The organism is Halorubrum yunnanense, from assembly GCF_026586675.1.
In the GTDB taxonomy this organism is placed as follows: Archaea; Halobacteriota; Halobacteria; order Halobacteriales; family Haloferacaceae; genus Halorubrum; species Halorubrum yunnanense.
In genome coordinates this window covers 1-22,375 of record NZ_JAODIX010000063.1, presented here as the reverse complement: position 1 = coordinate 22,375, position 22,375 = coordinate 1, and the positions used below count along the sequence as shown (strand labels likewise).

28 protein-coding genes and 1 pseudogene are annotated in these 22,375 nt (G+C 68.7%); 12 read left to right on the top strand and 17 right to left on the bottom strand.

Going from position 1 to position 22,375, the window contains the following annotated elements; translation table 11 throughout:
* Window positions 1–51: 51 nt before the first annotated feature.
* Together idsA3 and N5096_RS13265 are read right to left on the bottom strand one after the other, a co-directional pair.
* Entirely contained in the window at window positions 52–1,098 is a 1,047-nt protein-coding gene (idsA3, locus tag N5096_RS13270) for a geranylfarnesyl diphosphate synthase (protein ID WP_267665299.1), read from the bottom strand.
* On the bottom strand, window positions 1,095–2,447 hold the full coding sequence (locus tag N5096_RS13265; RefSeq protein ID WP_267665298.1) for a ribonuclease J: 1,353 nt from the start codon (window positions 2,445–2,447) through the stop codon (window positions 1,095–1,097). The genes idsA3 and N5096_RS13265 overlap by 4 nt, the downstream gene beginning before the upstream one ends.
* A 313-nt stretch (window positions 2,448–2,760) precedes the next feature.
* Between N5096_RS13265 and N5096_RS13260 the strand changes: the two genes are divergently transcribed.
* The 3 genes from N5096_RS13260 to N5096_RS13250 all read left to right on the top strand — a co-directional run bounded on the left by N5096_RS13260 (window position 2,761) and on the right by N5096_RS13250 (window position 4,359).
* Complete coding sequence (locus N5096_RS13260; protein WP_267665297.1) at window positions 2,761–3,003, top strand: LSM domain-containing protein; 243 nt, start codon at window positions 2,761–2,763, stop codon at window positions 3,001–3,003.
* Window positions 3,000–3,176, top strand: coding sequence for a 50S ribosomal protein L37e (locus tag N5096_RS13255; RefSeq protein ID WP_267665296.1), 177 nt, complete (start codon window positions 3,000–3,002; stop codon window positions 3,174–3,176). Before N5096_RS13260 ends, N5096_RS13255 begins: the two co-directional genes overlap by 4 nt.
* 145 nt (window positions 3,177–3,321) lie before the next feature.
* Window positions 3,322–4,359, top strand: a complete 1,038-nt coding sequence (locus tag N5096_RS13250) for an LLM class flavin-dependent oxidoreductase (protein ID WP_267665295.1) — start codon at window positions 3,322–3,324, stop codon at window positions 4,357–4,359.
* A 22-nt stretch (window positions 4,360–4,381) separates the two neighbouring features.
* Here N5096_RS13250 and N5096_RS13245 read toward each other — a convergent pair whose 3' ends face one another.
* The 5 genes from N5096_RS13245 to N5096_RS13225 form a co-directional block, all read right to left on the bottom strand.
* Window positions 4,382–4,594, bottom strand: a complete 213-nt coding sequence (locus N5096_RS13245; protein ID WP_267665294.1) for a DUF8015 family protein — start codon at window positions 4,592–4,594, stop codon at window positions 4,382–4,384.
* Window positions 4,594–4,794, bottom strand: coding sequence for a hypothetical protein (locus N5096_RS13240; RefSeq protein ID WP_267665293.1), 201 nt, complete (start codon window positions 4,792–4,794; stop codon window positions 4,594–4,596). The genes N5096_RS13245 and N5096_RS13240 overlap by 1 nt, the downstream gene beginning before the upstream one ends.
* A gap of 717 nt (window positions 4,795–5,511) precedes the next feature.
* On the bottom strand, window positions 5,512–6,621 hold the full coding sequence (locus tag N5096_RS13235; protein WP_267665292.1) for a deoxyhypusine synthase: 1,110 nt from the start codon (window positions 6,619–6,621) through the stop codon (window positions 5,512–5,514).
* A 39-nt stretch (window positions 6,622–6,660) separates the two neighbouring features.
* The gene (locus N5096_RS13230; protein WP_267665291.1) at window positions 6,661–6,945 is read right to left on the bottom strand and encodes a ubiquitin-like small modifier protein 1; all 285 of its coding nucleotides are present in this window, start codon (window positions 6,943–6,945) and stop codon (window positions 6,661–6,663) included.
* Between the two features lie 22 nt (window positions 6,946–6,967).
* Complete coding sequence (locus tag N5096_RS13225; protein WP_379790441.1) at window positions 6,968–7,156, bottom strand: hypothetical protein; 189 nt, start codon at window positions 7,154–7,156, stop codon at window positions 6,968–6,970.
* A gap of 123 nt (window positions 7,157–7,279) precedes the next feature.
* Here N5096_RS13225 and N5096_RS13220 point away from each other — a divergent pair, with 123 nt between their 5' ends.
* A complete protein-coding gene (locus tag N5096_RS13220) occupies window positions 7,280–8,455 on the top strand; it encodes an NAD-binding protein (protein ID WP_267665290.1) in 1,176 nt (391 codons plus the stop codon).
* A 27-nt stretch (window positions 8,456–8,482) separates the two neighbouring features.
* Here N5096_RS13220 and N5096_RS13215 read toward each other — a convergent pair whose 3' ends face one another.
* The 6 genes from N5096_RS13215 to sdhC all read right to left on the bottom strand — a co-directional run bounded on the left by N5096_RS13215 (window position 8,483) and on the right by sdhC (window position 13,237).
* On the bottom strand, window positions 8,483–9,118 hold the full coding sequence (locus N5096_RS13215) for a uracil-DNA glycosylase (RefSeq protein ID WP_267665289.1): 636 nt from the start codon (window positions 9,116–9,118) through the stop codon (window positions 8,483–8,485).
* Window positions 9,119–9,200: 82 nt separating this feature from the next.
* Window positions 9,201–9,419 carry a TrmB family transcriptional regulator gene (locus tag N5096_RS13210; protein ID WP_267665288.1) on the bottom strand — a complete coding sequence of 73 codons (219 nt, stop codon included), beginning with the start codon at window positions 9,417–9,419 and terminating at the stop codon, window positions 9,201–9,203.
* 238 nt (window positions 9,420–9,657) lie between these two features.
* Window positions 9,658–11,487 (bottom strand): FAD-binding protein, encoded by a 1,830-nt coding sequence (locus N5096_RS13205; RefSeq protein ID WP_267665287.1) that lies wholly within the window; start codon window positions 11,485–11,487, stop codon window positions 9,658–9,660.
* A gap of 53 nt (window positions 11,488–11,540) precedes the next feature.
* Complete coding sequence (locus N5096_RS13200; protein ID WP_267665286.1) at window positions 11,541–12,431, bottom strand: succinate dehydrogenase/fumarate reductase iron-sulfur subunit; 891 nt, start codon at window positions 12,429–12,431, stop codon at window positions 11,541–11,543.
* A gap of 7 nt (window positions 12,432–12,438) precedes the next feature.
* Entirely contained in the window at window positions 12,439–12,810 is a 372-nt protein-coding gene (locus N5096_RS13195) for a succinate dehydrogenase/fumarate reductase transmembrane subunit (protein WP_267665285.1), read from the bottom strand.
* 1 nt (window position 12,811) lies between these two features.
* Entirely contained in the window at window positions 12,812–13,237 is a 426-nt protein-coding gene (gene sdhC / locus N5096_RS13190) for a succinate dehydrogenase, cytochrome b556 subunit (protein WP_092566405.1), read from the bottom strand.
* Window positions 13,238–13,390: 153 nt separating this feature from the next.
* On the opposite strand from sdhC, the gene N5096_RS13185 reads away from it, so the two are divergent.
* From N5096_RS13185 to N5096_RS13170, 4 genes and pseudogenes are all read left to right on the top strand, one after another.
* On the top strand, window positions 13,391–13,585 hold the full coding sequence (locus N5096_RS13185) for a cold-shock protein (RefSeq protein ID WP_004046659.1): 195 nt from the start codon (window positions 13,391–13,393) through the stop codon (window positions 13,583–13,585).
* Between the two features lie 120 nt (window positions 13,586–13,705).
* Window positions 13,706–14,428: a TetR/AcrR family transcriptional regulator gene (locus N5096_RS13180; RefSeq protein ID WP_267665284.1), complete on the top strand. Its 723-nt coding sequence runs from the start codon at window positions 13,706–13,708 to the stop codon at window positions 14,426–14,428.
* Between the two features lie 27 nt (window positions 14,429–14,455).
* Window positions 14,456–14,908 (top strand): annotated as a pseudogene (locus tag N5096_RS13175) (MFS transporter); the annotation flags it as partial.
* 355 nt (window positions 14,909–15,263) lie between these two features.
* Window positions 15,264–15,740 carry a 50S ribosomal protein L11 gene (locus N5096_RS13170; RefSeq protein WP_267665283.1) on the top strand — a complete coding sequence of 159 codons (477 nt, stop codon included), beginning with the start codon at window positions 15,264–15,266 and terminating at the stop codon, window positions 15,738–15,740.
* A 54-nt stretch (window positions 15,741–15,794) separates the two neighbouring features.
* Here N5096_RS13170 and N5096_RS13165 read toward each other — a convergent pair whose 3' ends face one another.
* Window positions 15,795–16,412, bottom strand: coding sequence for a DUF4013 domain-containing protein (locus tag N5096_RS13165; protein WP_267665282.1), 618 nt, complete (start codon window positions 16,410–16,412; stop codon window positions 15,795–15,797).
* A gap of 195 nt (window positions 16,413–16,607) precedes the next feature.
* Between N5096_RS13165 and N5096_RS13160 the strand changes: the two genes are divergently transcribed.
* Window positions 16,608–16,895 carry a DUF8072 family protein gene (locus tag N5096_RS13160; RefSeq protein WP_267665281.1) on the top strand — a complete coding sequence of 96 codons (288 nt, stop codon included), beginning with the start codon at window positions 16,608–16,610 and terminating at the stop codon, window positions 16,893–16,895.
* A gap of 50 nt (window positions 16,896–16,945) precedes the next feature.
* Here the strand turns inward: N5096_RS13160 and N5096_RS13155 are convergent, their stop codons facing one another.
* Both N5096_RS13155 and N5096_RS13150 read right to left on the bottom strand, forming a co-directional pair.
* A complete protein-coding gene (locus tag N5096_RS13155; protein ID WP_267665280.1) occupies window positions 16,946–17,401 on the bottom strand; it encodes a universal stress protein in 456 nt (151 codons plus the stop codon).
* Window positions 17,402–17,505: 104 nt separating this feature from the next.
* On the bottom strand, window positions 17,506–19,410 hold the full coding sequence (locus N5096_RS13150; RefSeq protein ID WP_267665279.1) for an ATP-binding protein: 1,905 nt from the start codon (window positions 19,408–19,410) through the stop codon (window positions 17,506–17,508).
* Window positions 19,411–19,517: 107 nt separating this feature from the next.
* Here N5096_RS13150 and N5096_RS13145 point away from each other — a divergent pair, with 107 nt between their 5' ends.
* Window positions 19,518–19,853, top strand: coding sequence for a DUF7113 family protein (locus tag N5096_RS13145; protein WP_267665278.1), 336 nt, complete (start codon window positions 19,518–19,520; stop codon window positions 19,851–19,853).
* Between the two features lie 73 nt (window positions 19,854–19,926).
* Window positions 19,927–21,312 carry a M28 family metallopeptidase gene (locus N5096_RS13140; protein WP_267665277.1) on the top strand — a complete coding sequence of 462 codons (1,386 nt, stop codon included), beginning with the start codon at window positions 19,927–19,929 and terminating at the stop codon, window positions 21,310–21,312.
* A 42-nt stretch (window positions 21,313–21,354) separates the two neighbouring features.
* Here N5096_RS13140 and N5096_RS13135 read toward each other — a convergent pair whose 3' ends face one another.
* Complete coding sequence (locus N5096_RS13135) at window positions 21,355–21,552, bottom strand: hypothetical protein (protein WP_267665276.1); 198 nt, start codon at window positions 21,550–21,552, stop codon at window positions 21,355–21,357.
* Window positions 21,553–21,645: 93 nt separating this feature from the next.
* Between N5096_RS13135 and N5096_RS13130 the strand changes: the two genes are divergently transcribed.
* Entirely contained in the window at window positions 21,646–22,284 is a 639-nt protein-coding gene (locus N5096_RS13130) for an IS6 family transposase (protein ID WP_267665275.1), read from the top strand.
* Window positions 22,285–22,375: the final 91 nt, after the last annotated feature.

Sequence of the window (22,375 nt, the reverse complement as noted above, 5' to 3'; positions counted from 1 at the left end):
CCGCCGGATCGGGTCGTCAGCGGGACGCCGACGCTCGCGCCGCGGCCCCGCTCAGTAGCCGCGGACGATCAGGTAGTCCGCGAGGTCCTCGAGGAGCTCGCGGGAGCCGCTCTCGGGGAGCAGTTCGAGGTGTTCCTTCGAGCGCTCGGTGAGGTCCTCAGCCGTTTCGCGAGCGTACGCGATGGAGCCGGCCGCCTCCAAGGCGGCGACCGCGTCCTCGATGGCCGGCTCCGTGACCTCGGCCGGGGTGTCGGCGTCGACGAGCCCGTCGACGTCGACGCCCTCCTGGCGCGCGTGGAGCGTGATCAGCGTCTCTTTCCCCTCGACGAGGTCGGAGCCGCGCTGCTTGCCGAGCTCCTCGGAAGGGACGGTGAGATCGAGGACGTCGTCCTGGATCTGGAACGCCCGCCCCGAGTCGATCCCGTACTTGTAGAGCGCGTCGACGATCTCCTCGTCGGCGCCGAGCAGGATGCCCGGCGTGGCCGCCGACGCCCCGTAGAGGACCGCGGTCTTCAGCTCGACCATCTCTAAGTACTCCTCCGGCAGGATGTCGTCGCGGGACTCGAAGGAGACGTCGAGCGCCTGTCCCTCGCAGATCTCCGTGCAGGTGGACGCGAGCATCCGCATCGCCTCCAGCCCGTTCGCCGGGGCCGCGCCCGTCTCCGTCATGAACTCGAACGCCTTCGAGTAGAGGGTGTCGCCGGCGAGGATCGCCGTCGACGTATCGTACCGCTCGTGGACGGCGGGGACCCCGCGCCGGAGCTCGTCTTCGTCCATGATATCGTCGTGGATCAGGGTGAACGACTGGATCACTTCGATGGCGACCGCCGCGCGCATCACGTCCACCTCGGTCCCGTCGAGGGCGGCGAACTCGCGGAAGTCGACGCCCATCGGCTCGGTGCCCGTGACGGCCTCAGCGGCGAGCGTCGCCACCGTCGGCCGGAGCCGCTTCCCGCCCGCTTCGAGGATGTACCGCGTCGCCTCGTAGAGGCGTTCCGGATGCTGTATCGGCAGCTCCTCGTCGATAGCGGCGTTGACCAGTTCCCGCCGCTCGCGGATGGCGTCGAGCACCCGCGCCTCCTTCGTCTCGCTCGTCATTCGACGAGTTGGATGACGCTCCCGTTCTGCGTGACGTGGATGTCACGACCGAGCTTGTACCCCTGCGACGTCGCGAGGTTCACGTACGGCGAGCGGCCCTCCAGCGACTGGTGACCGGGGATGACGTGCTGCGGCTGGAGCGCCTGCAGCATCTCGTAGTGCCCCTCCTCGCGGAGGTGGCCGGAGACGTGGATGTCGTCGTAGAGGCGCGCGCCCTGCATCCGGAGGAGCTGCTCGCTCTGGTAGCGCTGCCCCTCGTTCGTCGGCTCCGGGATGACGCTGGCGCTGAAGACGACCTTGTCACCGTCGTCGATTTCGTACGGCGTCTCGCCGCGGCCCATGCGCGTCAACATCGCGCGGGGCTCGCCCTGGTGGCCAGTCACGATGGGGAGGAAGTTCCCCTTCCCCTCCTTCATGATGCGCTTGAACGCGCGGTCGACGGACTTCCGGTGGCCGTACATGCCGACGTCGCCCTGGAAGTCGACGAAGTCGAGCCGCTCCGCGGTGCCCGAGTACTTCTCCATCGAGCGCCCGAGCAGGACCGGCTGGCGGCCGATCTCGCGGGCGTACTCGACGAGGGTCTTCACGCGGGCGATGTGAGAGGAGAACGTCGTGGCGACGATCCCGCCCGAGTAGTCCTCCATCGACTTGAGCGTGTCCTCGACGTGCTTCTTCGCGTACGACTCGGAGGGCGTCCGGCCCTTGCGGCCGGCGTTCGTGCAGTCCTCGATGTAACAGAGGACGCCCTCGTCCTGGCGCCCGATCTCGCGGAACCGGTCCATGTCGACCGGGTCGCCGATGACGGGCGTGTGGTCCAGTCGCTTGTCGAGCCCGTAGACGATCGCGCCCTCGGGCGTGTGGAGGACCGGGTTGATCGCGTCGATGATCGAGTGGGTGACGTTGACGAACTCCATCTCGACCTGCTCGGAGTCGCCGATGGCCATCGTGCCGCCCGCCTTCATCTTCACGAGGTCGTTGTCGACCTGGAACTTCCCCTCGTCGGCGATCTGCTGTTTGACCAGCTCGATCGTGTACGGGGAGCCGACGATCGGGGCGTCGTACCGGTGGGCGAGCTTCGGGATGCCCGCGATGTGGTCGAGGTGGCCGTGGGTGGGGACGATCGCCTGGACGTCGCCTTCGAGCTCGCTCATGACGCGGTCGTCCGGAATCGCGCCCATGTCGATCAGGTCGAGGCTGTGCATGCTCTCGGTCTCCACGTTGTCGTGGATGAGGACCTTACTGAGGTTCAGGCCCATGTCGAAGATGACGATGTCGTCGCCCGCTCGGACCGCCGTCATCTGTCGACCGACCTCTTCGTAACCGCCGAGTGTCGCAATTTCTATTTCCATGGTGTGTTCGTGTCTGACGCCGTGGTCGGCGCCGGTCACTGAAACCCCGCAAGGAGCCGTCAGCGCTACGTTTGTCCGCGCGTCGTTGAGGCCCCGCTACGGCCGAGTCGTCGCGACTCACCGTGTCCCGCGGGAGTGTGGTATCTCGAGGTACAGGTGCCTATCTTAAAAACACCGGGGTTCGGTCGGGACCGAGTTGCGCGGTAACACGACGGTCTCCGGGCGCTTCGGCCGGCGCGAACGCGATCCCGTTTCGATCCGTCCGGCTCGCGTCCCGATATTTTTATTACCGCGACGGGAGGCGATACGTACAATGAGTGGACGACCCCTCGACGTACTCGAAGCGTCGCTCGAGGAGCCGGTGACGGTACACCTGAAGGACGGGACGACCTACTACGGGACCTTGGCCGGCTACGACCAGCACATGAACGTCGTCATCGAGCCCGAGGACGACGTGGGTGACCGCGTCGACGACGATCTCGACGGGGAGTTCGCCGTCGCGATCGAAGACACAACGATTATACGCGGCGATAACGTCGTCACCATTAAAGCATGACCGGCTCCGGAACGCCCTCTCAGGGGAAGAAGAACAAGACGGTTCACGTGAAGTGCCGCCGCTGCGGCGAGAAGTCCTACCACATCAAGAAGGAGCGCTGCTCCTCCTGCGGCTTCGGCAAGTCCGCGAAGCGTCGCGACTACGCGTGGCAGTCGAAGACCGGCGACAACTGACGACGCCGTTTTCTCGATATCTCGTTTCCGCTCCGACCGCGTAGCGACCGCTCTCCTCGGATCGCCACGGCCCGCCGCGTCGCTCGGATCCCCACGGCCCCACCGCCGGCCCAACCCTTACCACCGGCGGTCGTCGAGCCCGGACATGGACCTCTCCGTCGTCGACCTCTCTCCGGTCCCCGCGGACGGGACCGCCGCCGACGCCTTCGCGAACACGGTCGCGGCCGCCGAGCAGGCGGAGCGACTCGGCTACTCGCGGTTCTGGGTCGCCGAGCACCACGGTCGGACCGACCGCCTCGCGGGGACGACCCCGGAGGTACTCCTCGGTCGACTCGCGGCGGCGACCGACGGTATCCGACTCGGCAGCGGCGCCATCCTGCTCAACCACTACAGCCCGTTCAAGATCGCCGAGGCGTTCGGGACCCTGGACGGGCTCGCCCCGGGCCGCGTCGACGTCGGCGTGGGGCGGGCGAACGGTCCGGCGGCCGCCGACCGCGCGCTCGGGACGAGCCGCCGCGTCGAGACCCCGAACGAGGACCACGAGGAGCGGATTCGCGCGCTCGTGAGCCACCTCTACGACGACTACCCTGACGGCCACGAGTACGCCGACCTCGGCGTCCCGCGCTCCGGGGACGGCCCGCCGGTCCCATGGGTGCTCGGGTCGAGCCCGTCGAGCGGCCAGATCGCCGGCGAACTCGGGCTCCGCTACTGCTTCGCCGCCTTCATCCGCCCCGGGTTCGCGGAGCGCGCCCTCGTCGCCTACCGCGAGGCGTTTGACCCCGGAGTCCTCCCCGGCGGTCCCGACGAGCCCACAGGGATGGTCGCGGTCAACGCGGTCGCCGGCGAGACCGACGCGGCCGCGGCCCGTCGGCGCGCGCCCGCGGAGGCGACCTTCCGGCGGATGCGGCGCGGCGAACTCGGAGACTCGACCCCGAGCGTCGAGGAGGCGATCGACGAGCTCGGCGGGGTCCCGGAGCCGACCCCCGCGACGCTCGACGCCGACGAGTGGCCGCGGTCGGTCTCCGGGAGTCCGGAGACGATATCGGGGATCCTCGACCAGTTCGCCGACCGCCTCGGCGTCGACGAGGTGATGATCCAACACGCGGTGCCGGACCACGAGGACGCCTTGGAGTCGCACGCGCTGTTGGCCGAGGCGGTCGGACTGACATCGAGAAGCGAATGACGCGCCCGTGTCGCCGCCCTGCTCACTGAGCGCGCGGCGGATTCCGGACGAGCGCGTCGAGCATCAACGCGGTACACGCGATCGACGCGTTCGCGGTGGCGGCCACCCACCCGCCGAACACCGCCGCGCCGACGCCGTACCCGCCGGCGAACAGCAGCGGCATGCCCGCGAGGACGGCGTCCGCCCGAGTCATCCGCTCGGGCAAGTCGATCGGCTTGCCGTCGGCGACGCTCATCAGTCCACGTACCCCAGGTCCCGGAGCCGCTGGCCGATCTGACGGGCCTCCGACTCGCTGATCTCCTCGTCCGACTCCATCTCCTGGACGACGACGTGTTTCACGAACTCTTTCACCGAGCCGAACGGCTCGTCCTCGACGTACTCCTCGACGTCCGCGACGAACTCCTTCCGCAGAGAGATGGTCGTGTACTCGCTCATTGGCTCGGGTGACTCGCTCCGGGGTGAAAAGTCTAATTACATGTAATTACAGCTCATGGCCGCACGAGTTCGGCCGGGTCGCGTCTGCGTGACGTTGATCCAGAGTGCGGGCGCCGGTTCTATTCGATCCGTGGCGACGGAGCGACACAGAACACCTCCAAAGCCCCAGCCGCTCGCTTATAAATGATTGCTACTGGATCGACGGAGAACACATCCAAAGCCCCAGCCGCTCGCTTATAAATGATTGCTACTGGATCGACGGAGAACACATCCAAAGCCCCAGCCGCTCGCTTATAAATGATTGCTACTGGATCGACGGAGAACACCTCCAAAGCCCCAGCCGCTCGCTTATAAATGATTGCTACTGGATCGACGGAGAACACCTCCAAAGCCCCAGCCGCGAGGCGGGCGCACGCTCGTTGCGCTCCTCGGTCGCTCGTTTCACTCGCTCCCTGCGGTGCTTACGTCGCCTGCGCCCGCCTCGCGGCTGCCCCTTTGAGTCCACCCCGCCCGCACCGCAACCGCACCTCACACCTCCCCAGCCTCGCCGCTCGCTTCGCTCGCGGCGTCCCTCGCGCGTGCTCCTCGCGCCCGATGGGCGCTCGAAGGCGCGCAGGGCGAGAGCGAAGCTCTCGCTTGCAGCCGGCGCGCAGCGCCGGCGACGCCACCGCAGCTCCATTTATGAATGATGACGCGGCCGGGGCCGCACTCGGGATCCTATTCAACGCGCTCGCGGGCCGCCGCGATCAGCATCGGCAGCATGACGGTCGCGTCGCCGTAGACGGAGGCGTTGCGCGCGTCCTTCTCCAACTTCCCCCACGAGCGTGCCTCCTCGAGGGTGGCGCCCGAGAGCCCGCCGGTCGCCTCCGGGTCCATCGTGATCTGGACGGCGTAGTCGTAGGCGCGGGGGGTGACGAGCATCGTCTGGAGGGTGAAGTTCTTCGGGACGCCGCCGCCGACGAGCAGGCAGCCCGCGTCGTCGGCGTCGAACGCGAGGTCGGTCAGCTCCGTCATGTCGGCGAGGGCGTCGAGCGTGAAGTCGGCGGTCTGCGCGTACATCCACGCCTGCAGGCCGAGCACGGAGTCCTGCACGGCGGGGCAGTAGATCGGCACGTCGCAGTCGGAGGCCGCGGCGGCGACGCCGGGGTCTTCGGCCACGTCGTCGCGCTCGTTGACCGCGGCGTTCGCGCGCCCGAGCTCGCGCGTGAGGTCGGCGATGGAGACGGGGTCGTCTCCGACTAACTCCGGGAACACCTCCTCGCGGAGGTGGCCCTCGAACTCGGCGAAGTGCTCCTGCGGGAGGTAGACGTTGTAGATGCGGTCGACGCCCTCGTCGCGAAGCCCCTCGTCGTGCTCGCGGAGGCTCTTCTCGGGGTCATGGGTCCGCCCGTGGTGGTGTTTTCCGCCGATGGCCTCGATGGCGTCGTGGGTGAGGTTCGCCCCGGTCGTCACCACGGCGTCGACGTAGCCGTCGCGGATGAGGTCGGAGACGATCCGGCGCATCCCCGCGGGGACCATCGCGCCGGCGAGCGAGAGAAAGACGGTGCAGTCCTCGTTCGCGAACATCTCTGCGAGGACGTCGCCCGCCTCGTTCACCGACGCCGCGCCGATCCCGGCGTCGCCGTACCCCTCCACGAGCTGACCGACCGTCATGTCGGCCGTCGCGCGGGTGTGGCTGACCGGGTCCTCGTGAAACTCCTCGCGGTGGGGGTCGCCGGCGTGGTCGTCGTGTTCGTCGCCGTCGCTCTCGTGGTGGCCGTCGTGCCCGTCGCTCTCGTGGTGGCCGTCGTGCCCGTCGCTCTCGTCGTGTTCGTCGCCGTCGCTCATGTGGTGTGATGCGGCGGGCGACCGTTTGAAACGACCGGTCTACCGCCCGCCCGACCCCCCGCTCACCGGCGGGAACAGCGCCAGTTCGTCGCCGGCATCCAGCGTCGTCTCCAGCCCGTCGTCCTGGCGGACGTTCCTCCCGTTCCGGAGGACGTTGATGTGGTCGGCCACCGCTTCGTCCTCGATCACGCGGTCCCGGAGGTCGGGGTGCGCGTCGAGGAGGGCGTCGAGCGCGTCGTCGACCGTGTCGCCGGGCGACGACTCCACCTTGACGGCGCGGCCGCCGGCGATCTCAGCGAGGTCCGCGAACAGCTTCCACTCCATACGTGACCCCCGCGCGGACGCCTCAAGAGCGTTGCGTCCCGTCGCCCGGTCTGGTGTCGGCGTCCTCCTCACCGGACACGGCGACCGCGGCCGATCCGGGCGCGAGCGTCGGCCCGAGCCCCGCCGCGCGGGAGCCGACCGCGAAGTACTCGGTTTCCCCGTCGTCGGTGACGTCGACGTCGACGTGGGCGATCCCGTGATCGCTTCTCACCCGCGCGACCTCCGCGAACCCGTCGAGCGCGTCGCGGTCGCCCTCGGATCGCGGCCGCCCTCGCCGGTAACGCCGGCGCTCCGCACTCGCGAGGTTTAACTTCGACCTCGGCGAGGAGCCGATATGGAGCTGACCCGCGACTGGGTGACCGTGCGGGCGTCCATCGCCCTGACGTTCGCGGTCGCGGTCCTGTCGATCCTCGCCGGGCTCGCCCAGATCGGCGGGCTCGGCGTCGACGGGCCGCTCGCCCCCTACGTCCCCGACGTCGTCCGCCAGACGGTCGGCTTCACGGGGACGATCACCGGCTTCGCGATGTTCGGGAGCGGCTTCGCCCTGAAGAACGGGTATCGCGTCGGGTGGTACTCCACCGCGGTCCTGCTGCCGCTGACGGCGATTCAGGGGCTGATGCAGGCGTCGATCCTGTCGTTCCCGCTGGTGGCGCTGTCGGCCCTGTCGGTGCCCGCGCTGGCGTACAACCGGCGGCGGTTCGACAGGGACTTCTCCCCGTCGCCGACGCAGCTCGCGGCGACCGCCGCGCTCTTGACCGCGGTCTCGTACGGGACGGTCGGCACGTACGCGCTCCGCGACCAGTTCAACGGGGTGGAGACGATCGTCGACGCCTTCTACTTCACCGTCGTCACCGCCTCCACGGTCGGCTACGGGGACGTGACGCCCAAGGCCGGGGCGGCCGCCGACATCGCCCAGCTGTTCGTGCTCTCCTCGCTCGTGATGAACGTCGCCGCCTTCGCGGTGGCGCTTGGCGTCATCCTCACGCCCGCCATCGAGGCGCAGCTCTCCAAGGCGCTCGGAAAGATGACAGACAGACAGATCGACCTCCTCGACGACCACGTCCTCGTGCTCGGCTACGGGGACTTGACGGAACCGATACTCGAAGAGCTCGACGCCCGCGACGGCGTCGAGTACGCCGTGGTGACACCCGACGAGACCGCCGCCCGCCGCCTCGCCGACCGCGACATTCCCGTGTACACCGCGGACCCCAGCGACGTGGAGCCGCTCGAGCGGGTCAACCTCGACGGCGCCCGCGCGGTGGTCGCCGCGACCGAGGACGACGCGCGCGACGCGCTCGCGATCCTCACCGCCCGACAGCTCAACCCCCACGTGCGGATCGTCGCGGCGGTGACCCAGCGGGAGAACGTCGATAAGCTCCGCCGCGCCGGCGCCGACCAGGTGATCTCCCCGTCGACGCTCGGGGGGCACATCATCGTCGACTGCGCGTTCGGCGCGGACAGCGAGGACGCGACCGAGGGGATCCTCGACGACGTCGACCTCGGCGACTGAGCGCCGCGGGAGCGTGAGACGCCCCCTTCACCGGTTCTGGCGGCCCTTCGTCTGCCGATAGTCCCGACTCAGCACGCTCTCGCGCATGTGCTCGCGGAAGGCGTCGGCCTCGTCGTCGGTCATCGTCGCCGGTTCTTTCATCGGCACTAGCTCGAACCCGCGTCCGCGGACCGTCGTCGCGTGTTCGGCGTCGACGTCGAAGGAGTCGGGCCGCCGCGTCGTGTACTCGACCGCAAGCTCTCGGAGGGGGCGCTGCCCGACGGGAACGATGATCTGCGGGTTGATCATCCGGATCTCCGCGTTGAGGAACGGCTCGCAGGTGTCGACCTCGCGGTCGGTCGGCTCCCGGTCGGGATGCCGACACCGCGTCAGGTCCGTGAAGAAGAGGTTCTGGACGTCCGGTTCCGTCGCGTCCGGCGGCGACCGGACGAATCCGAGGTCGCCGAATATCGACTGGACCCGCTCGCCGCCGCCGGCTCCGGTGAACGGCACGCCGTTCTCCTCGGCGGCCGCCGTCGGTCCGGTTCCGACGACGAGGAACTCGGCGCCCACGTCGCCGTAGCCGTGGACGACGCGCTCCCGCTCGCCGCACAGCTCGGGACAGTTCTCGCACTCGGCGTCCATCCCGAACGGGTTCCGGAACTGCTCTTGGTTCGCGTCCACGGGTCTACTGCGTCCCCCGAGACCCTAAACGCTCCGCTGACGGGGGCGGGAGTCGTCGGCGAGAACGGCCTCGTCGTCCGGCTCAGTTCAGCACGTAGGTGTCGCCGTCGCAGTCGACCATGCCCTCTCGCTTGAGGGTCTTCAGGATGCTGTACAGCGAGATCTTCTTCATCCCGAGCGAGTCGCCCATCTCCGAGACGGTGGCGTCGCCGCTCGTCGTCAGGTACAGGTACACGAGCTTCGCGCGGGGGGACTGTAGCTCCGGCGGGAGGGCCGGCGCCGCGGTGCGTGTCTCTATCATCTTGTTCGAACCGTCGAGTTCGACGATAATAAATCCCCCATTCAACGATCGTCGAAAATATCGAAAGCGATGGGATAACGGCGCATCCGGCGTCAACGACGACGGTTCGGTCAGGGTCGTACCGTCGCACGGGCGGAAACCCCGCCCGGATCCGGCGTCCGTTTCGACCGATGACGGATGCGAAACCGTGAACGGTCCGGAACGATCGTGCCCGAACGACCCCGCCGCGGTCGGCGGCTCAGTACGAGCGGCTTTTCGGCTCGTACGTCTTGTTCTCGCCCTCGATGATCGCCGGCTTGTACCAGAGATCGGGCTCGCCGTCGTTCCACGAGACCAAGGTGTGTTTCAGCCAATTCTCGTCTTTCCGCTCCTGGTGTTCCTTCCGCCAGTGGGCGCCGCGGAACTCCTCGCGAGCGAGCGCTCCCATCGTGAGCGCCTCGGCGATGTCGAGGATGTTCCGGGTCTCCATCGTGTGGATGAGGTCGGTGTTGAACGTCCGGGACGGGTCGGAGACGGCGACGTCCTTGTACGCCTCGCGCGCCTCGCGGAGGTCGCCGAGGGTCTCCTCGAGACGCTCCTCCTCGCGGAACACGTTGACGTTGGCGGTCATCGTCTGCTGGACCTTCGAGCGGATCTCGGCGTGGTTGCGGCCCTTCCGCGAGAGCAGCGCGTCGACGCGGTCCTTGGCGCGCTCGACGGCGGCGCCGAGCACGCCCTCGGGGTCCGTCGCCACCGCGCCGCCGTCGGCCGCGGCCGGGCCCCTTCCGCCCGTCTCGCCGACCTCGACCCCGAACTCGTAGTCCGCGGGCTCCCACTCGCCGTCCTTGCCGGTCGTGACCTTCGCCTCGCCCATGTCCTCGCCGGCCGCGTGGCGACCGGCGCGCTTGCCGAAGACGATGAGCTCGGGGAGGGCGTTGCCGCCGAGGCGGTTCGCGCCGTGGACCGAGGCGCAGGCGCACTCGCCGGCGGCGTAGAGGCCCCCGATGACGGTCTCGCCGTGCTCGTTCGTCTCGATACCGCCCATCGCGTAGTGCTGGCCGGGCTTGACGGGCATCGGCTCCGTGAGCCCGTCGGCGCCCTCGAAGTCCTCCGCGAGGTGGAGAATGTTCTCCAGCCGGTCGAGGATGCGCTCCTCGCCGAGGTGGCGCATGTCGAGGTGGACGTACTCGTCCTCGATGCCGCGCCCCTCGTTGACCTCGGTCAGCTCGGCGCGCGAGACCACGTCGCGGGAGGCGAGCTCGCCGTCGTTGTTGGCGTAGCCGTGCTCGAACATGAAGCGCTCGCCGTTCTCGTTGTAGAGGATGCCGCCCTCGCCGCGGACCCCCTCCGAGATCAGGACGCCCGTCGACGGCAGCGTCGTCGGGTGGAACTGGATGAACTCCATGTCCTCCATCGGGACGCCGGCGCGGTACGCCATCGCCACGCCGTCGCCGGTGTTCGCGACCGCGTTCGTGGTGTGGTCGAACACCTGTCCCATCCCGCCCGTCGCGAGGATGACGCCGTTATCGGCGCGGAAGCCGCTGACCTCACCGCTCTGGATATCGTAGGCGACGACGCCGTGGCAGGTGCGGTCCGCCGGGTCGTCCTCGTCCGTGACGGCGAGGTCCATCACGTGCCACTCGTCGTACACCGTGACCCCGCGTTTGACCACCTGCTCGTACATCGTGTGGAGCATCTGGTGGCCGGTCTCCGCGCCGGCGTACGTCGTCCGGGGGAAAGAAAGGCCGCCGAACGGCCGCTGGGAGACGCGCCCGTCCTCCTCGCGGGAGAACGGCATCCCCCAGTGTTCGAGCTGGATGACCTCTTCGGGGCTCTCCTGACAGAGGGCCTCGACCGCCGGCGCGTCGCCGAGGTAGTCCGACCCCTTCATGGTGTCGTACGCGTGGTCCTGCCAGGAGTCGGCGTCGCGCAGCGCCGCGTTGATTCCGCCTTCGGCCGCGCCCGTGTGCGAGCGGACCGGGTGGAGTTTCGAGACGATGGCCACGTCGGCCCCGGCTTCCTGTGCCGCGATCGCCGCCCGGAGTCCCGCCCCCCCGGCGCCGACAACGATGACGTCGTGTTCGTGCATTGGTAGTATAATAATCGGTTGGTTCTGGAGTGACTTAGGGGTGTCTCCCGTCGCTACCAGAATTTCAGGTTGTTCTTGACCGCTTCGCGCTTCAGCTCCTGGATGTGTTCGGTGAGTGGGATGTCCTTCGGGCACACCTCGGTACAGGAGAACTGGGTCTGACACCGCCAGACGCCGTGCTCCTGCTCGATGATCTCCAGCCGCTTCTGCTTGATATCCTCGCCCTCCCGCTCGTCCATGGCGAACCGGTACGCCTTGTTGATCGCGGCAGGTCCCAGGTACTCGTTGTCGCCGGCGGCGATGTTACACGAAGACATGCACGCGCCACACCAGATGCAGCGTGTCGACATCTTCACCTTCTCGCGGTTCTCCCGCGTCTGGCGCTGCTCTTCCAGCTCGCCGTCGGGGTACTCGTTCGTCTGGAAGTAGGGCTCGACGGCCTCCATCTGGTCGTAGAAGTGCTCCATGTCGACGACGAGGTCCTTCCGGACCTCGGCGTGCGGGAGGGGCTCGACCCGGATCGGCTCCTCGAGCTCGACGATCTGCGTCTTACACGCCAGCTTCTGGCCGCCGTTGACGAACATGGCGTCCGAGCCGCACACCGCCTGCCGGCAGGAGTGGCGGAACGTGAGCGAGGAGTCGTAGTTGTCCCGCGAGTACATCAGCGCGTCGAGGACGGTCATCCCCTTGGTGAACGGGACGTGGAACGTGTCGAACCGGGGATCCTGTTTCCCCTCCACCTCGGGGTCGTACCGGAACACCTTCAGCTCGATCGTGTCGTCGTCGGCCGCGGCCTTCTCGGCCTCCTCGGCCTGCCGCCGCGCCTGCTCCTCCGCGGCCCGGCGACGCTTCTCCGTCCGCCGCTCGTCGCCTCTGGAGGCCACGTCGGTCTCGGCGTCGGTCTCGCTCGATTCCTCGGTCTGCTTGGGTATCTGTGTGCTCATGGTCGGTTCAGTAGAGTCCGATGCCCGCCCACGCGTTCGCGGTGCGCACGCCCTGCACGACGAGGACCGCGCTCGCGGCGACGAGGGTCCATTTGATGACGGTGCGTTTGGTGCCGGTGAGCCCCTGGTTGACGAGGGCGTTGTAGACGCCGTTGACCCCGTGGAACGTCGCCGTCACGAGGAAGAGGATCATCAGCGAGTAGTAGCTTATCTGCTCCATCCGCGCCGAGCTGGCGAGGAACGAGACCTCGTCGGCGTGGTGGACGAAGTGGAGCAGGAAGAAGTGGAACGCCAGCACGACAAGCAGGAACGCCGCCGTGACCCGCTGGAACAGCCACATCCGGCCGCCCGACTCGAACGAGGAGTAGCGCTCGGCCATCTCAGAACGCCCCCGCGATGAACGTCGGCACCGACGCGACGGTGATCGCTCCGGTTAGGATGAGCGACGCGTAGAAGCTCTTGTTCTGCGACTCCAGGCCGACGCCGAGGTCGACGAGGAGGAGCCGGGTGCCGTTGAGCATGTGGAAGACGGCCACGGCGAGCAGGCCGACCTCGAGGAGTCGCACCAAGAGCAGGCTCTCGAGGCTGACGATCGTCTGGGTGTACACGTCTTCTCCCGCCATGATCGCGGCTTCGCTCGCGCCCGCCGCCGGGATACCGGTGCTCAACACGGCGATGTGGGTGAACAGGTAGCCGATGAGCACCCACCCCGTGAACTTATGGAAGATCCAGGCCCACATCCCCGCCTCGAACTCCCGCCACCGGCTGAAGTCCTCAATGAGGCCTCGATTGTACGACTGACTCATACGTACCGCTTTCCACCGGGGTCGTATAGTAGTTACTAACACGGCGGGATCGACCCCGACGGACCCGCCGCCGTGTCCGGGCCTGAGTCGCCTTGGCACGGCGCTCTCGCTCGCGGAAGCCTTTTATGTGTTCCTCCCAGTTTTACGGACGCAATGGCGAAAGGCGAAGTTGACTTCTTCAACGACACTGGCGGCTACGGATTCATCGAGACTGACGACGCGGACGAGGACGTGTTCTTCCACATGGAGGACGTCGGCGGCCCGGACCTAGAGGAGGGTCAGGAAGTCGAGTTCGACATCGAGGAGGCGGACAAGGGTCCGCGCGCCACGAACGTCACCCGTCTGTAACCGCTGGCGACGACGTTCAAGGTTGTATCGGCTTTTCGACTGTTCTCCGCCCGCGAGCGGCAGCCGCGTTCGGCCCCCGACCGATAGGAATTTACCGGTTGCTGACTGACCGGTCAGTCAATGAGCGAGCAGCCGAGCGCGGCCGACGAGATCATGGACGGGGTCTACCGCGCGCTCCGCGCCCACGGCTACGCCGACGTCACGATGCAGGACATCGCCGACGAGTGCTCGAAGAGCAAGTCGCTGCTTCACTACCACTACGACACGAAAGAGGACCTGCTCGTCGCCTTCCTCGACTACGTCATCACCGACTCCGAGGCGCGGATCCGGGCCCACGCGGACGACCCCCCGGCCGAGCGGCTGGCGGGGTTCGTCGGCTGGTTCGTCTTCGAGGCTGACGCCGTCGACCGCGAGGCGTTCCACATCGCCCTCCTGGAGCTGCGGACGCAGGGCCCGTTCAACGAGCGCATCCGGGAGCAGCTGGTCAGGAGCGACCGCCTGCTCCGCGGCACCGTCGCCGACATCCTCGAGTCGGGGATCGAGGCGGGGACGTTCCGCGAGGTCGACGTCGAGGAGACGGCGGCGCTCGTCGTCGCCACCCTCGACGGCGCGCGGACTCGACAGATCACCCTCATCGGCGGGACGGACGAGGGTAGCGCCGACTCGGAGAGTGGGGGCGAGGGCGACGCGCCCGCCGATGGGCTCCCGGAGCCGACGTACACGCGTCGGGTCGCCGAGGCGGCGCTCCGGCGGATCGTCGAGCCCATCCTCGCTGAAGGGGTGGCGCTCCCCTCGCTGGAAGCCGGCATCGACTCCATGACTCGCGACGACGACGCCGAATGACCGCGGCGCCTTCACGGGGCCCCTGAGGTGGGCTGGTTCGGCTTCGACCGGCCGCCGACCGTCCTGCTCGCGGTGATCGCCAGCACCTTTTTCGTCGGGTTCGGCGGGGGCGTCCTCTTCCCGATCCTCCCGAACCTCGGCGCCGTCCTCGGCATCTCGGCGTTCATGGTGGGCGTCATCCTCTCGGCGAACCGCTGGGTGCGGCTCGTCGCGAACGGGCCGGCCGGCGCCCTCGTCGACAGGTACGGGACGCGCAAGCCGTTCGTCTACGGGCTCTTGCTCGAGGGGATCGCGACGCTCGGCTACGTCGCCGCGCTCGCGACCCCGCCGGCCGAGTCGCTCCGTCCCCTCGCGGCGTCGCTGCCGCGGGTCGCGGTCGGTCCGCTCGCAGTCGGACCGGACTGGTGGTTCGCGCCACTCTCCGTCGCCGTCGCGTCCGAGACGTGGTTCCTCCTCGTGCGGGTGCTGTGGGGGCTCGGCGTCCGCCGCGAGACCGGGACGTTCCTCCCGGGGCGCACCGAGGGCGACACGGCGACCGCCGCGGGCGACGCGACCGGGGCGAAGTCGTGACCGGTCGCACTCGACGATTCACGCCCGACGGTCGGGGCTTCGGACGCGCTCTGCGAGCGGTTCGGCTGCGCACGCGTGAAGCCGGAAGTCAGCTCCGAACACCGCACCGCCGCCGCCGACTGCTTATAAATGATCTCCGGCCCGGCTCGACTCGCGTCCCCCGAGCCCGTCGGTCGCGCCCTCCCGATACCGGTGGTGTGCGAACGGCTGACTCCCCCTACCCGAAAGAACAACCGTTAAAAGTCGGCGACGGGTTCGTACGGACATGGCTGGAACTATCGAAGCGCTCGTCCCCGGCGGGCAGGCCACCCCCGGTCCGCCGCTCGGTCCGGAGCTCGGGCCGACGCCGGTGGACGTTCAGGACGTCGTGGCGCAGATCAACGAGGAGACCGCCGCGTTCGACGGGATGGAGGTCCCCGTCACGGTCGAGTACGACGACGACGGCTCGTTCACCATCGAGGTCGGCGTCCCGCCGACGGCCGAGCTGATCAAAGACGAGGCCGGGTTCGAGACGGGCTCCGGCGAGCCCCAGGAGGACTTCGTCGCGGACATGTCGGTCGAACAGGTGAAGAAGGTCGCCGAGCAGAAGTCGAGCGACCTGCTCTCGTACGACGTGAAAAACGCCGCCAAGGAGGTCGGCGGCACCTGCGCCTCCCTCGGCGTCACCATTGAGGACGAGGACGCCCGGACGTTCGACGACCGCGTCGACGCCGGCGACTACGACGACGTCCTCGAGGCGTAAGGCGGTTTTCGCGGCTTTTCTGTCGAGCCCCGTCGCGTTCGCTTTCTCCGACGCCTACACCGCGGCCCGCTCCGCGGCCTCGGGCTCCGGCGGATCGGACGAGACGGGCCGCACGTCGCTCCACGTCCAGCCGATGACGGCGGCCGCGGCGACGAGCGCGTAGAACTGAACAAAGAACCCGGCGATCGTCCCGAGGACCGGAACCACGGAGAGCACGCCGACCGCCAGTGCGCCGCCCAGCGCGACCGCGGCGGCGGTGAGCCACCCGGTCGCGTACGCCCGCTTCGTGACTACGGTCCAGAGCGTCCCGACCGCGAACCCGTCCCCGATCCGCCCGGAGTCGGCGACGGCGGCCAGCGCCGCGGGCGTCACGTAGAGCCCGGCGAGCGAGGCCGCGAGTCCGGCGATCGCGAGGGCCGCGATCGGCAGTAGCGAGTAGACGAACGCGACGACGAACGCCTTCGCTCCCTCGACGAGCAGGTCGCCCCACGCCTCGAAGGCTGGCGGCGCGTCGTCGCCGTCCGCCGTCCGCCGAAGGACGCGGGAGACGTAGCCGAGCGCGAGGACGGACGGGACGACGAGCGGGCTCGCGAGCAGGAGCAGTCCGCCGATCAGGACGGTGACGACGACGGCGTCGCCGTCGCGCAGGTAGGTTAGGGAAGCTGACATCATGGACGATCCCCTGTACCCACGCGCCGAGAGAGCTTAACCTCGTACGGTCGGTTCACCGGGAGAGCGCAGCCGTCGATGCCGTCTGTGCGGCAGCGAACGACAGAACGGCGACACAGCGCGAGCGGCGTCGACGGCGCGGGCGGCGTCGACGGCGCGGGCGGCGCTTTTATTTCCACCTCTCGCGGACGATCCGACATGCCCGATCTCCACCCGATCGCGAAGCGGATCCACAACGTCCAGCCGCGACCGGTCCGGCTCACCCTCGACGACGGCGAGACCGGCGTCTTCGAGTTCTCCTCCACCGAGTTCTTCCAGCGGGAGTTCCGCGGCGAGGGCGTTCGCACGGACGCCGATCCGGACGCCGAGTTCCGGCTCCTCACCTCCGACGACTACGAGTCGGTGCTGTTGGGTCGGTCCGGGTCCGACGAGGAGGGCTGGACCGTCGTCGGCGAGGTCGCCGAGGCCGAGCGCGTCGAGGAGTGAGCCACTCGGCGGGGGCGTCCCGGCCCTCCCCCGACCGGTGTCCGCTTCGGCTACCGCACGACCGTCACCGGCACCTCCGCGCGCCGGACGACCGCCTCGGCCACGCTGCCGAGCAGGATGCGCGAGAGCCCCGTCCGCCCGCGGCTCGCGAGCACGAGGTGGTCGAACGGCGCTCCGGTTCCCTCCGCGCCGTCGCCGACGGCGGCCTCGCCGCCCGCGACCGTGAGGATCGTCGCCGTCGGGCGACCCACCTCCAGCCTGGTGTCGACGTCGCCGTCCACCGCCTCGCTCGCCTCGCGGAGGATCCGCTCGCCGCGCCCCTTCGCGCTGTCGAACCACTGGTCGACCGCGCCCGGGAACCCGCCCTCCGCGCCGGTCGTCGAGTCCGCCGGGTTGATGACGTGGAGCGCCGTCACGTCAGCGTCCGGCCACTCCGTGGCCGCGAACCGCAGCGCCTCGATCGCCTCCTCCGACCCGTCGACCGCCACCAGGATGCGTTTGGTCATACGCGGCGCTTCGCCCGCTCGATTTAAAAAGGCCGACGGCGGCTCCGGCCGCGTGGAAACGCGCGACGCGGGCTCGGCGGCTCCGAGAGGCGAGCCCAGTCCCCTTAGTCGCCGTGGCGCGTCACGCACTTCGAGAGCCCGATCAGTTCGACGGGTTCGGAGTTGTCCGGCGAGTACACCACCATCTGTCCCTTCTCCATGTACGGGACCTTGCCGGCGAGGTTCGAGGGGATGTTCACGCTGGAGATGGCGTCCTCGTCCCCGAGGTTGAGGACGACTTTCGTGTTCACTTGTTTAAATACCGACTCCGCGACGTCCTGCGGGTCCTGTGTGATCAGGAAGAGGCCGAGCCGCTCCTTGCGGCCCTGTTTGGCGGCCTCCGTGAACTTCTGGACGACCTTCCGCGCCTGCACGTTGTCGGCGTCCGCGAGGAAGTTGTGCGCCTCGTCCATGCCGACGAGGAGGGGTGTCTCCTCGATCCGGTCGCTGTCGGGGTCGTTCGAGAGCTTGTCGTCGACCAGCAGCCCCGCTACGGCGAGCACGACGATCTCCTTCTGTCGGGAGGTCGGCAGGTGGTAGGTCGGGACCACGGAGAGCCCCCCGGGTCGGACGAGGGTGTGGTCCAGCTCAGTGATCGGCTTCGCGTCCTGGTCGAAGACGCCGCCGGGAACCGCGCGCACCCGCCGCTTGACCGCGTCGAACGTCGCCTCGTGGACCCGACCGCTCTCGTCGAGCTGCTCTTTGAGCGCCGGGTCGTCGAGGTACGAGAGGAACTGGCCGTAGGTCCCCGAGTCGCCGTAGTCGGCGAAGAAACGGTTGAGGAGGGTCAACAGAGCGGGGTACTGGTTGTCGTTGAGCCCGGAGCCGGCGACCAGCCACGGCATGTCCCGCGCGAGCGAGAAGGGGATTGTGAACTCCACGCGCTCCGCGCGGTGACCCTCGCCGGGGTACGTCGCGTTCGCGACCCGCGGCACGAGGGCGACGGTGTCGTCGTGGCCGCCGTGGGCGATCCCTTCCCGGTCCAGCCGCCGGGCGAAGTCGTCGTCGAGGTCGGGGTTGTCGTCGTGCATCTGCGCGTACTCGTCCTGCGGGTCGAACTGGACGACCGCCATCCGCGACTCCCGGCCGTCGCCGGTCGGGTAGGTGCGGTCGGAGTCGAGGTACTGCCGGAGGACGTTCTTTGAGGCGTGCGTCTTCCCCGACCCCGTCCCGCCGGCGACGAGGGTGTGCCGGAACGCGAGGGGGTCGCCGTCGGTGTAGTCGTCCGTCACCCGGTAGTCGACCGTGGGCGGCTCGGCCGCGGTTCGGACCTTCTCGCCGCCGACCGAGAGGTGGCCGAGGAAGACGCCGTCCTCGGGGATCTTCAGGCCGGTCTTGATCTCGGCGTCGTCGGAGGCCTCCTCGACGACCGCGCCCGGCTTCGGCACCCGGTCGGTCATCCGGCGTTTCATCTCATCGCCCTCGCCGTACACGACCGACATCGGCTCCAGCTCGGCCATGAACTTGTAGTCGCGCTCGGCGAAGTCGTCGCGGCGCATCTGTCGGCGGGCGTGGATCTCGGTGGCGTCGTCCGACCGGAACTCCTGGGCGTACTCCAGCCCCGTTATCCGGCAGAACAGCCGTTCTCCGTCCGGATACGGGATCAGGAGGTACTTCCCGAGCCGGACCGCCTCGCGGTTCCCGGTGGTGACGAACGCCCGCAGCGTCGTCTCCTCGGCCTCCTCGGCGACCCGGAGCCCCTGCGAGACCGAGACGACCCCGAGGCCGGTGTCCTCCCCCGCCGGCTCCACGTCGTACGCGGCGAACGCGTCGCCGGCCGCGACGTCGCGGTCGTCCCTCGGACCGTCGGCGTCGCCTCCCGGTGACGCCGCGCGCCCGCCGTCGCGGCCCGCCGCCGCGCGCGGCCCGTGGCCGTCGCCGTCGGCCGCGACCCCGTCGCCGGGCGAGCCGGCGGCGTCCCCCCCGCCGTCGCCCTCGTCGGTGAACTCGGTGAAGTCCTCCAGCGTCATGAGTACACCAGCGCCCGCCACGCCGAAAGCGTTTCCCCCTCCGCGTCGGCGCGGGCGACTCGCGGGCATCACGCGCCCCTTTTCCGCGTCGGGCCCGTATCCCACACATGATATTAGTTCGCGGCGCCGGCGGGGGGACAAACCTCACCGGAACGGTGTTCGAGCGCGGGGAGGACCCGCCGACGTACAAGGGCGCGCCCGACGAGGACGCCGCCTACGTCTGGGTGTGCGACTCCTTCTATCAGGTCGAGAGCGGCGGGTCGGCGCTCACCGTCGACGGCGAGGAGATCCGGGTCGCCTTCGAGGAGCCGATGCCCCGCGGGTTCGACACCAAGTCGGCCGCGGTCGACGCCGCCGAGGAGCACGTCCGCACGCAGTTCGCTCGGATCGGCGTCGCTCCGGGGGACGTCGCGGTCGAGACGACGAAGGCGGACCCGGCCTGAGGCGCCGGCGAACCGGATCCGAGAGGGTTCCGCCTCCCGCAACCCCTTTTCGCGCTCGGCCTAACGGAGCCGTATGACAGCGTTACCGGACCGCGTCGTCGGCGACGCCCGCACGAGCGACTTCGGCTGGGACCTCCTCACGGACCTGACGGACATCGGGGACCGGATGGCGGGGTCCGTCGGTGAGCGCCGCGGCGCCGAGCGGGTCGTCGCGGCGTTCGAGGCGGCCGGCCTCCGGAACGCCGGCCTCGACGAGTTCGAGATCCCCGGCTGGTGGCGCGGCGAGTCCGCCGTCAAACTGGCCGGCCCCGTCGAGCGCCGACACGAGCGGTCCCACGAGGTCATCGCGCTCCCCGGCACGCCGGCGGGCGACGTGACGGCCCCCCTCGTCGACGTCGGCGACGGGACGTACGAGGCGTTCGAGGCGGCGAGCGACCGGCTTGACGGCGCGATCGCGATGGCCTCCTCGCGCACGCCGGACTCGCACGACCGGTGGATCCACCGAATGGAGAAGTACGTCACCGCGTCCGAGCACGGCGCGGTCGGCTTCGTCTTCCGGAACCACGTCGAGGGGGCGCTCCCGCCGACCGGCGAGGTCGGCTACCACAACCGGCCGGGACCGATCCCCGCAGTCGGCGTCTCGAAGGAGGTGGGCGGACGGCTGGCGCGGCTGGCGGAGGAGGGCGAGACGAGCGACGCCGACGCCCTCGAGCTCTCGATCGAGGTCGACTGCCGAAACGAGCCGACCACGTCGGTCAACGCCGTCGCCGACGTGGGCCCCGACACCGACGAAGCGGTGTTCCTCACCGCGCACGTCGACGCCCACGACGTCAGCGACGGCGCGAATGACAACGGCGCGGGGGCGGCGCTCGTCGCCGAGGTCGGTCGCCTGCTCGCGTCGGTCGAGGGCGACCTCGACACCCGGGTTCGGCTCGTCACCTTCGGCGCGGAGGAGGTCGGCCTGTGGGGCGCGTACCACGCCGCCGAGACGACGCCGCGCGACGAGATCGCCTGCGTGGTCAACCTCGACGGCGCCTGCAACTCCCGGAATCTCAGGGTCGGGACGAACGAGTTCGACGGGATGGGCGCGGTCTTCGAGGCGGTCGCCGACGCGTTCGACGCCCCGCTGGAGACCGGCGAGGCGATCTCGCCGCACGGCGACCAGTGGGCGTTCGTTCAGGAGGGGATCCCGGCGGTGATGGCGTCGACGACCTCCGAGCAGTCGGGGCGGGGGTGGGGGCACACCCACGCCGACACGCTCGACAAGCTCGACCCCCGCGACCTCCGGGAGGTGGCGGCGCTGGTCGCGGCGGCGACGTACCGATTCGCCACGGACGGCGGCGGCGCGGCGGGCGGCGAGCGGGTCGCGCACCGGTCGCGGTCGGCGGTCCGCGAGTCGATCGCCGACGGTTACGTCACCGAGCTGAAGACGGGGGGTCGCTGGCCGTACGACGAGTGAGCCCAGGGGCCGTCCCGTCGGACGACGGCGCGCGGCGCGCCCTCACTCCTCCTCGTCGTCGTCGGGGTCGCAGACGCCGAGCGGGAGCGTCTCCGGCGGCTCCGCGTCGCTGGCGAGCCCCTCGTAGGCGTCGTCGATGAGGCGGGCGACCTGGGTCTCGGGCGTCACGCCGCGGGCGGCCGCGAGCGCCGCGAGCCGCTCGTACTGCTCGGGCGGAACGGACACCGAACCCTCTGTCATGCTCGTCGCTGGTCGCCGTAGCTACAAAAGCGTTGTTCGGGACTCGCCGGTCGCGTTAAGTTAGAGGATGAGGCGCTCGAGTTCAGAGTGTTTATGACCGAAATCGAACGCCTCAGCGAGAGTATCGCGTGGATCGACTTGTCATTTGTGAAGCGAGATCGGACGCCGCGCTGGGGCATTGAAGTAGGGACCCGCTGTCATTTAGCTGGTATGTCACTACGCGAGGTAAGTAAGTATCCCGAAAGGTTTGGGATCGATCGGAGTCACGTCGCGATCCATAGTTGGGTTCATGAAGCCGATTTACAGCCGATCTCGACCGTCTCAGAGGATCAACTTACGATTGACGAAAAGATGATTCGCCTCCACGGCCAGAAGTTCTGGCTGTACGGCGCGGTTGATCCACAGACGAACGAGATCCTCCACGTGAGTCTCTATCCGACCGCAAATAAACAGACAACGCGGTGGTCTCTAACCGAGCTACACCGGCGTTACCAGCTAAATAACGTCGAATTCCTCGTTGATGACGCAGACTATCTCCGATCAGTCCTTGCTGAAGACGGCTATCGATTTCGAGTGATTCGTCATGGAAATCGGAATGCCATCGAAGATGTGTTTTGGAAAATAGAACAACGAACATCATCGTTTGCGAATAGTTTTAGCAATGTCGCGTCAGAGACAGCTCAAAACTGGCTCGAAGCCCTCGCCGTCTACCACAATTCACGCCAAAGTTAACGCGACCGGCCTGTGGGCCTGCCATTCGTTGTAGTTTAACGCCTCACGCCAGCGCCGTCTGCTGATCTGAATATCGTTGGGACTACCTGTC

Bases quoted from the DNA above. Each gene is read 5' to 3' on its own strand.
- N5096_RS13200 (WP_267665286.1), bottom strand. From the start codon at position 12,431: ATGAGCACACAGATACCCAAGCAGACCGAGGAATCGAGCGAGACCGAC.
- N5096_RS13255 (WP_267665296.1), top strand. From the start codon at position 3,000: ATGACCGGCTCCGGAACGCCCTCTCAGGGGAAGAAGAACAAGACGGTT.
- N5096_RS13250 (WP_267665295.1), top strand. From the start codon at position 3,322: ATGGACCTCTCCGTCGTCGACCTCTCTCCGGTCCCCGCGGACGGGACC.
- N5096_RS13240 (WP_267665293.1), bottom strand. From the start codon at position 4,794: ATGAGCGAGTACACGACCATCTCTCTGCGGAAGGAGTTCGTCGCGGAC.
- N5096_RS13230 (WP_267665291.1), bottom strand. From the start codon at position 6,945: ATGGAGTGGAAGCTGTTCGCGGACCTCGCTGAGATCGCCGGCGGCCGC.
- N5096_RS13145 (WP_267665278.1), top strand. From the start codon at position 19,518: ATGATATTAGTTCGCGGCGCCGGCGGGGGGACAAACCTCACCGGAACG.
- N5096_RS13260 (WP_267665297.1), top strand. From the start codon at position 2,761: ATGAGTGGACGACCCCTCGACGTACTCGAAGCGTCGCTCGAGGAGCCG.
- N5096_RS13165 (WP_267665282.1), bottom strand. From the start codon at position 16,412: ATGATGTCAGCTTCCCTAACCTACCTGCGCGACGGCGACGCCGTCGTC.
- N5096_RS13135 (WP_267665276.1), bottom strand. From the start codon at position 21,552: ATGACAGAGGGTTCGGTGTCCGTTCCGCCCGAGCAGTACGAGCGGCTC.
- N5096_RS13210 (WP_267665288.1), bottom strand. From the start codon at position 9,419: ATGATAGAGACACGCACCGCGGCGCCGGCCCTCCCGCCGGAGCTACAG.
- N5096_RS13150 (WP_267665279.1), bottom strand. From the start codon at position 19,410: ATGACGCTGGAGGACTTCACCGAGTTCACCGACGAGGGCGACGGCGGG.
- N5096_RS13245 (WP_267665294.1), bottom strand. From the start codon at position 4,594: ATGAGCGTCGCCGACGGCAAGCCGATCGACTTGCCCGAGCGGATGACT.
- N5096_RS13220 (WP_267665290.1), top strand. From the start codon at position 7,280: ATGGAGCTGACCCGCGACTGGGTGACCGTGCGGGCGTCCATCGCCCTG.
- N5096_RS13235 (WP_267665292.1), bottom strand. From the start codon at position 6,621: ATGAGCGACGGCGACGAACACGACGAGAGCGACGGGCACGACGGCCAC.
- N5096_RS13185 (WP_004046659.1), top strand. From the start codon at position 13,391: ATGGCGAAAGGCGAAGTTGACTTCTTCAACGACACTGGCGGCTACGGA.
- N5096_RS13205 (WP_267665287.1), bottom strand. From the start codon at position 11,487: ATGCACGAACACGACGTCATCGTTGTCGGCGCCGGGGGGGCGGGACTC.
- N5096_RS13195 (WP_267665285.1), bottom strand. From the start codon at position 12,810: ATGGCCGAGCGCTACTCCTCGTTCGAGTCGGGCGGCCGGATGTGGCTG.
- N5096_RS13265 (WP_267665298.1), bottom strand. From the start codon at position 2,447: ATGGAAATAGAAATTGCGACACTCGGCGGTTACGAAGAGGTCGGTCGA.
- N5096_RS13170 (WP_267665283.1), top strand. From the start codon at position 15,264: ATGGCTGGAACTATCGAAGCGCTCGTCCCCGGCGGGCAGGCCACCCCC.
- sdhC (WP_092566405.1), bottom strand. From the start codon at position 13,237: ATGAGTCAGTCGTACAATCGAGGCCTCATTGAGGACTTCAGCCGGTGG.
- idsA3 (WP_267665299.1), bottom strand. From the start codon at position 1,098: ATGACGAGCGAGACGAAGGAGGCGCGGGTGCTCGACGCCATCCGCGAG.
- N5096_RS13130 (WP_267665275.1), top strand. From the start codon at position 21,646: ATGACCGAAATCGAACGCCTCAGCGAGAGTATCGCGTGGATCGACTTG.
- N5096_RS13180 (WP_267665284.1), top strand. From the start codon at position 13,706: ATGAGCGAGCAGCCGAGCGCGGCCGACGAGATCATGGACGGGGTCTAC.
- N5096_RS13160 (WP_267665281.1), top strand. From the start codon at position 16,608: ATGCCCGATCTCCACCCGATCGCGAAGCGGATCCACAACGTCCAGCCG.
- N5096_RS13155 (WP_267665280.1), bottom strand. From the start codon at position 17,401: ATGACCAAACGCATCCTGGTGGCGGTCGACGGGTCGGAGGAGGCGATC.
- N5096_RS13140 (WP_267665277.1), top strand. From the start codon at position 19,927: ATGACAGCGTTACCGGACCGCGTCGTCGGCGACGCCCGCACGAGCGAC.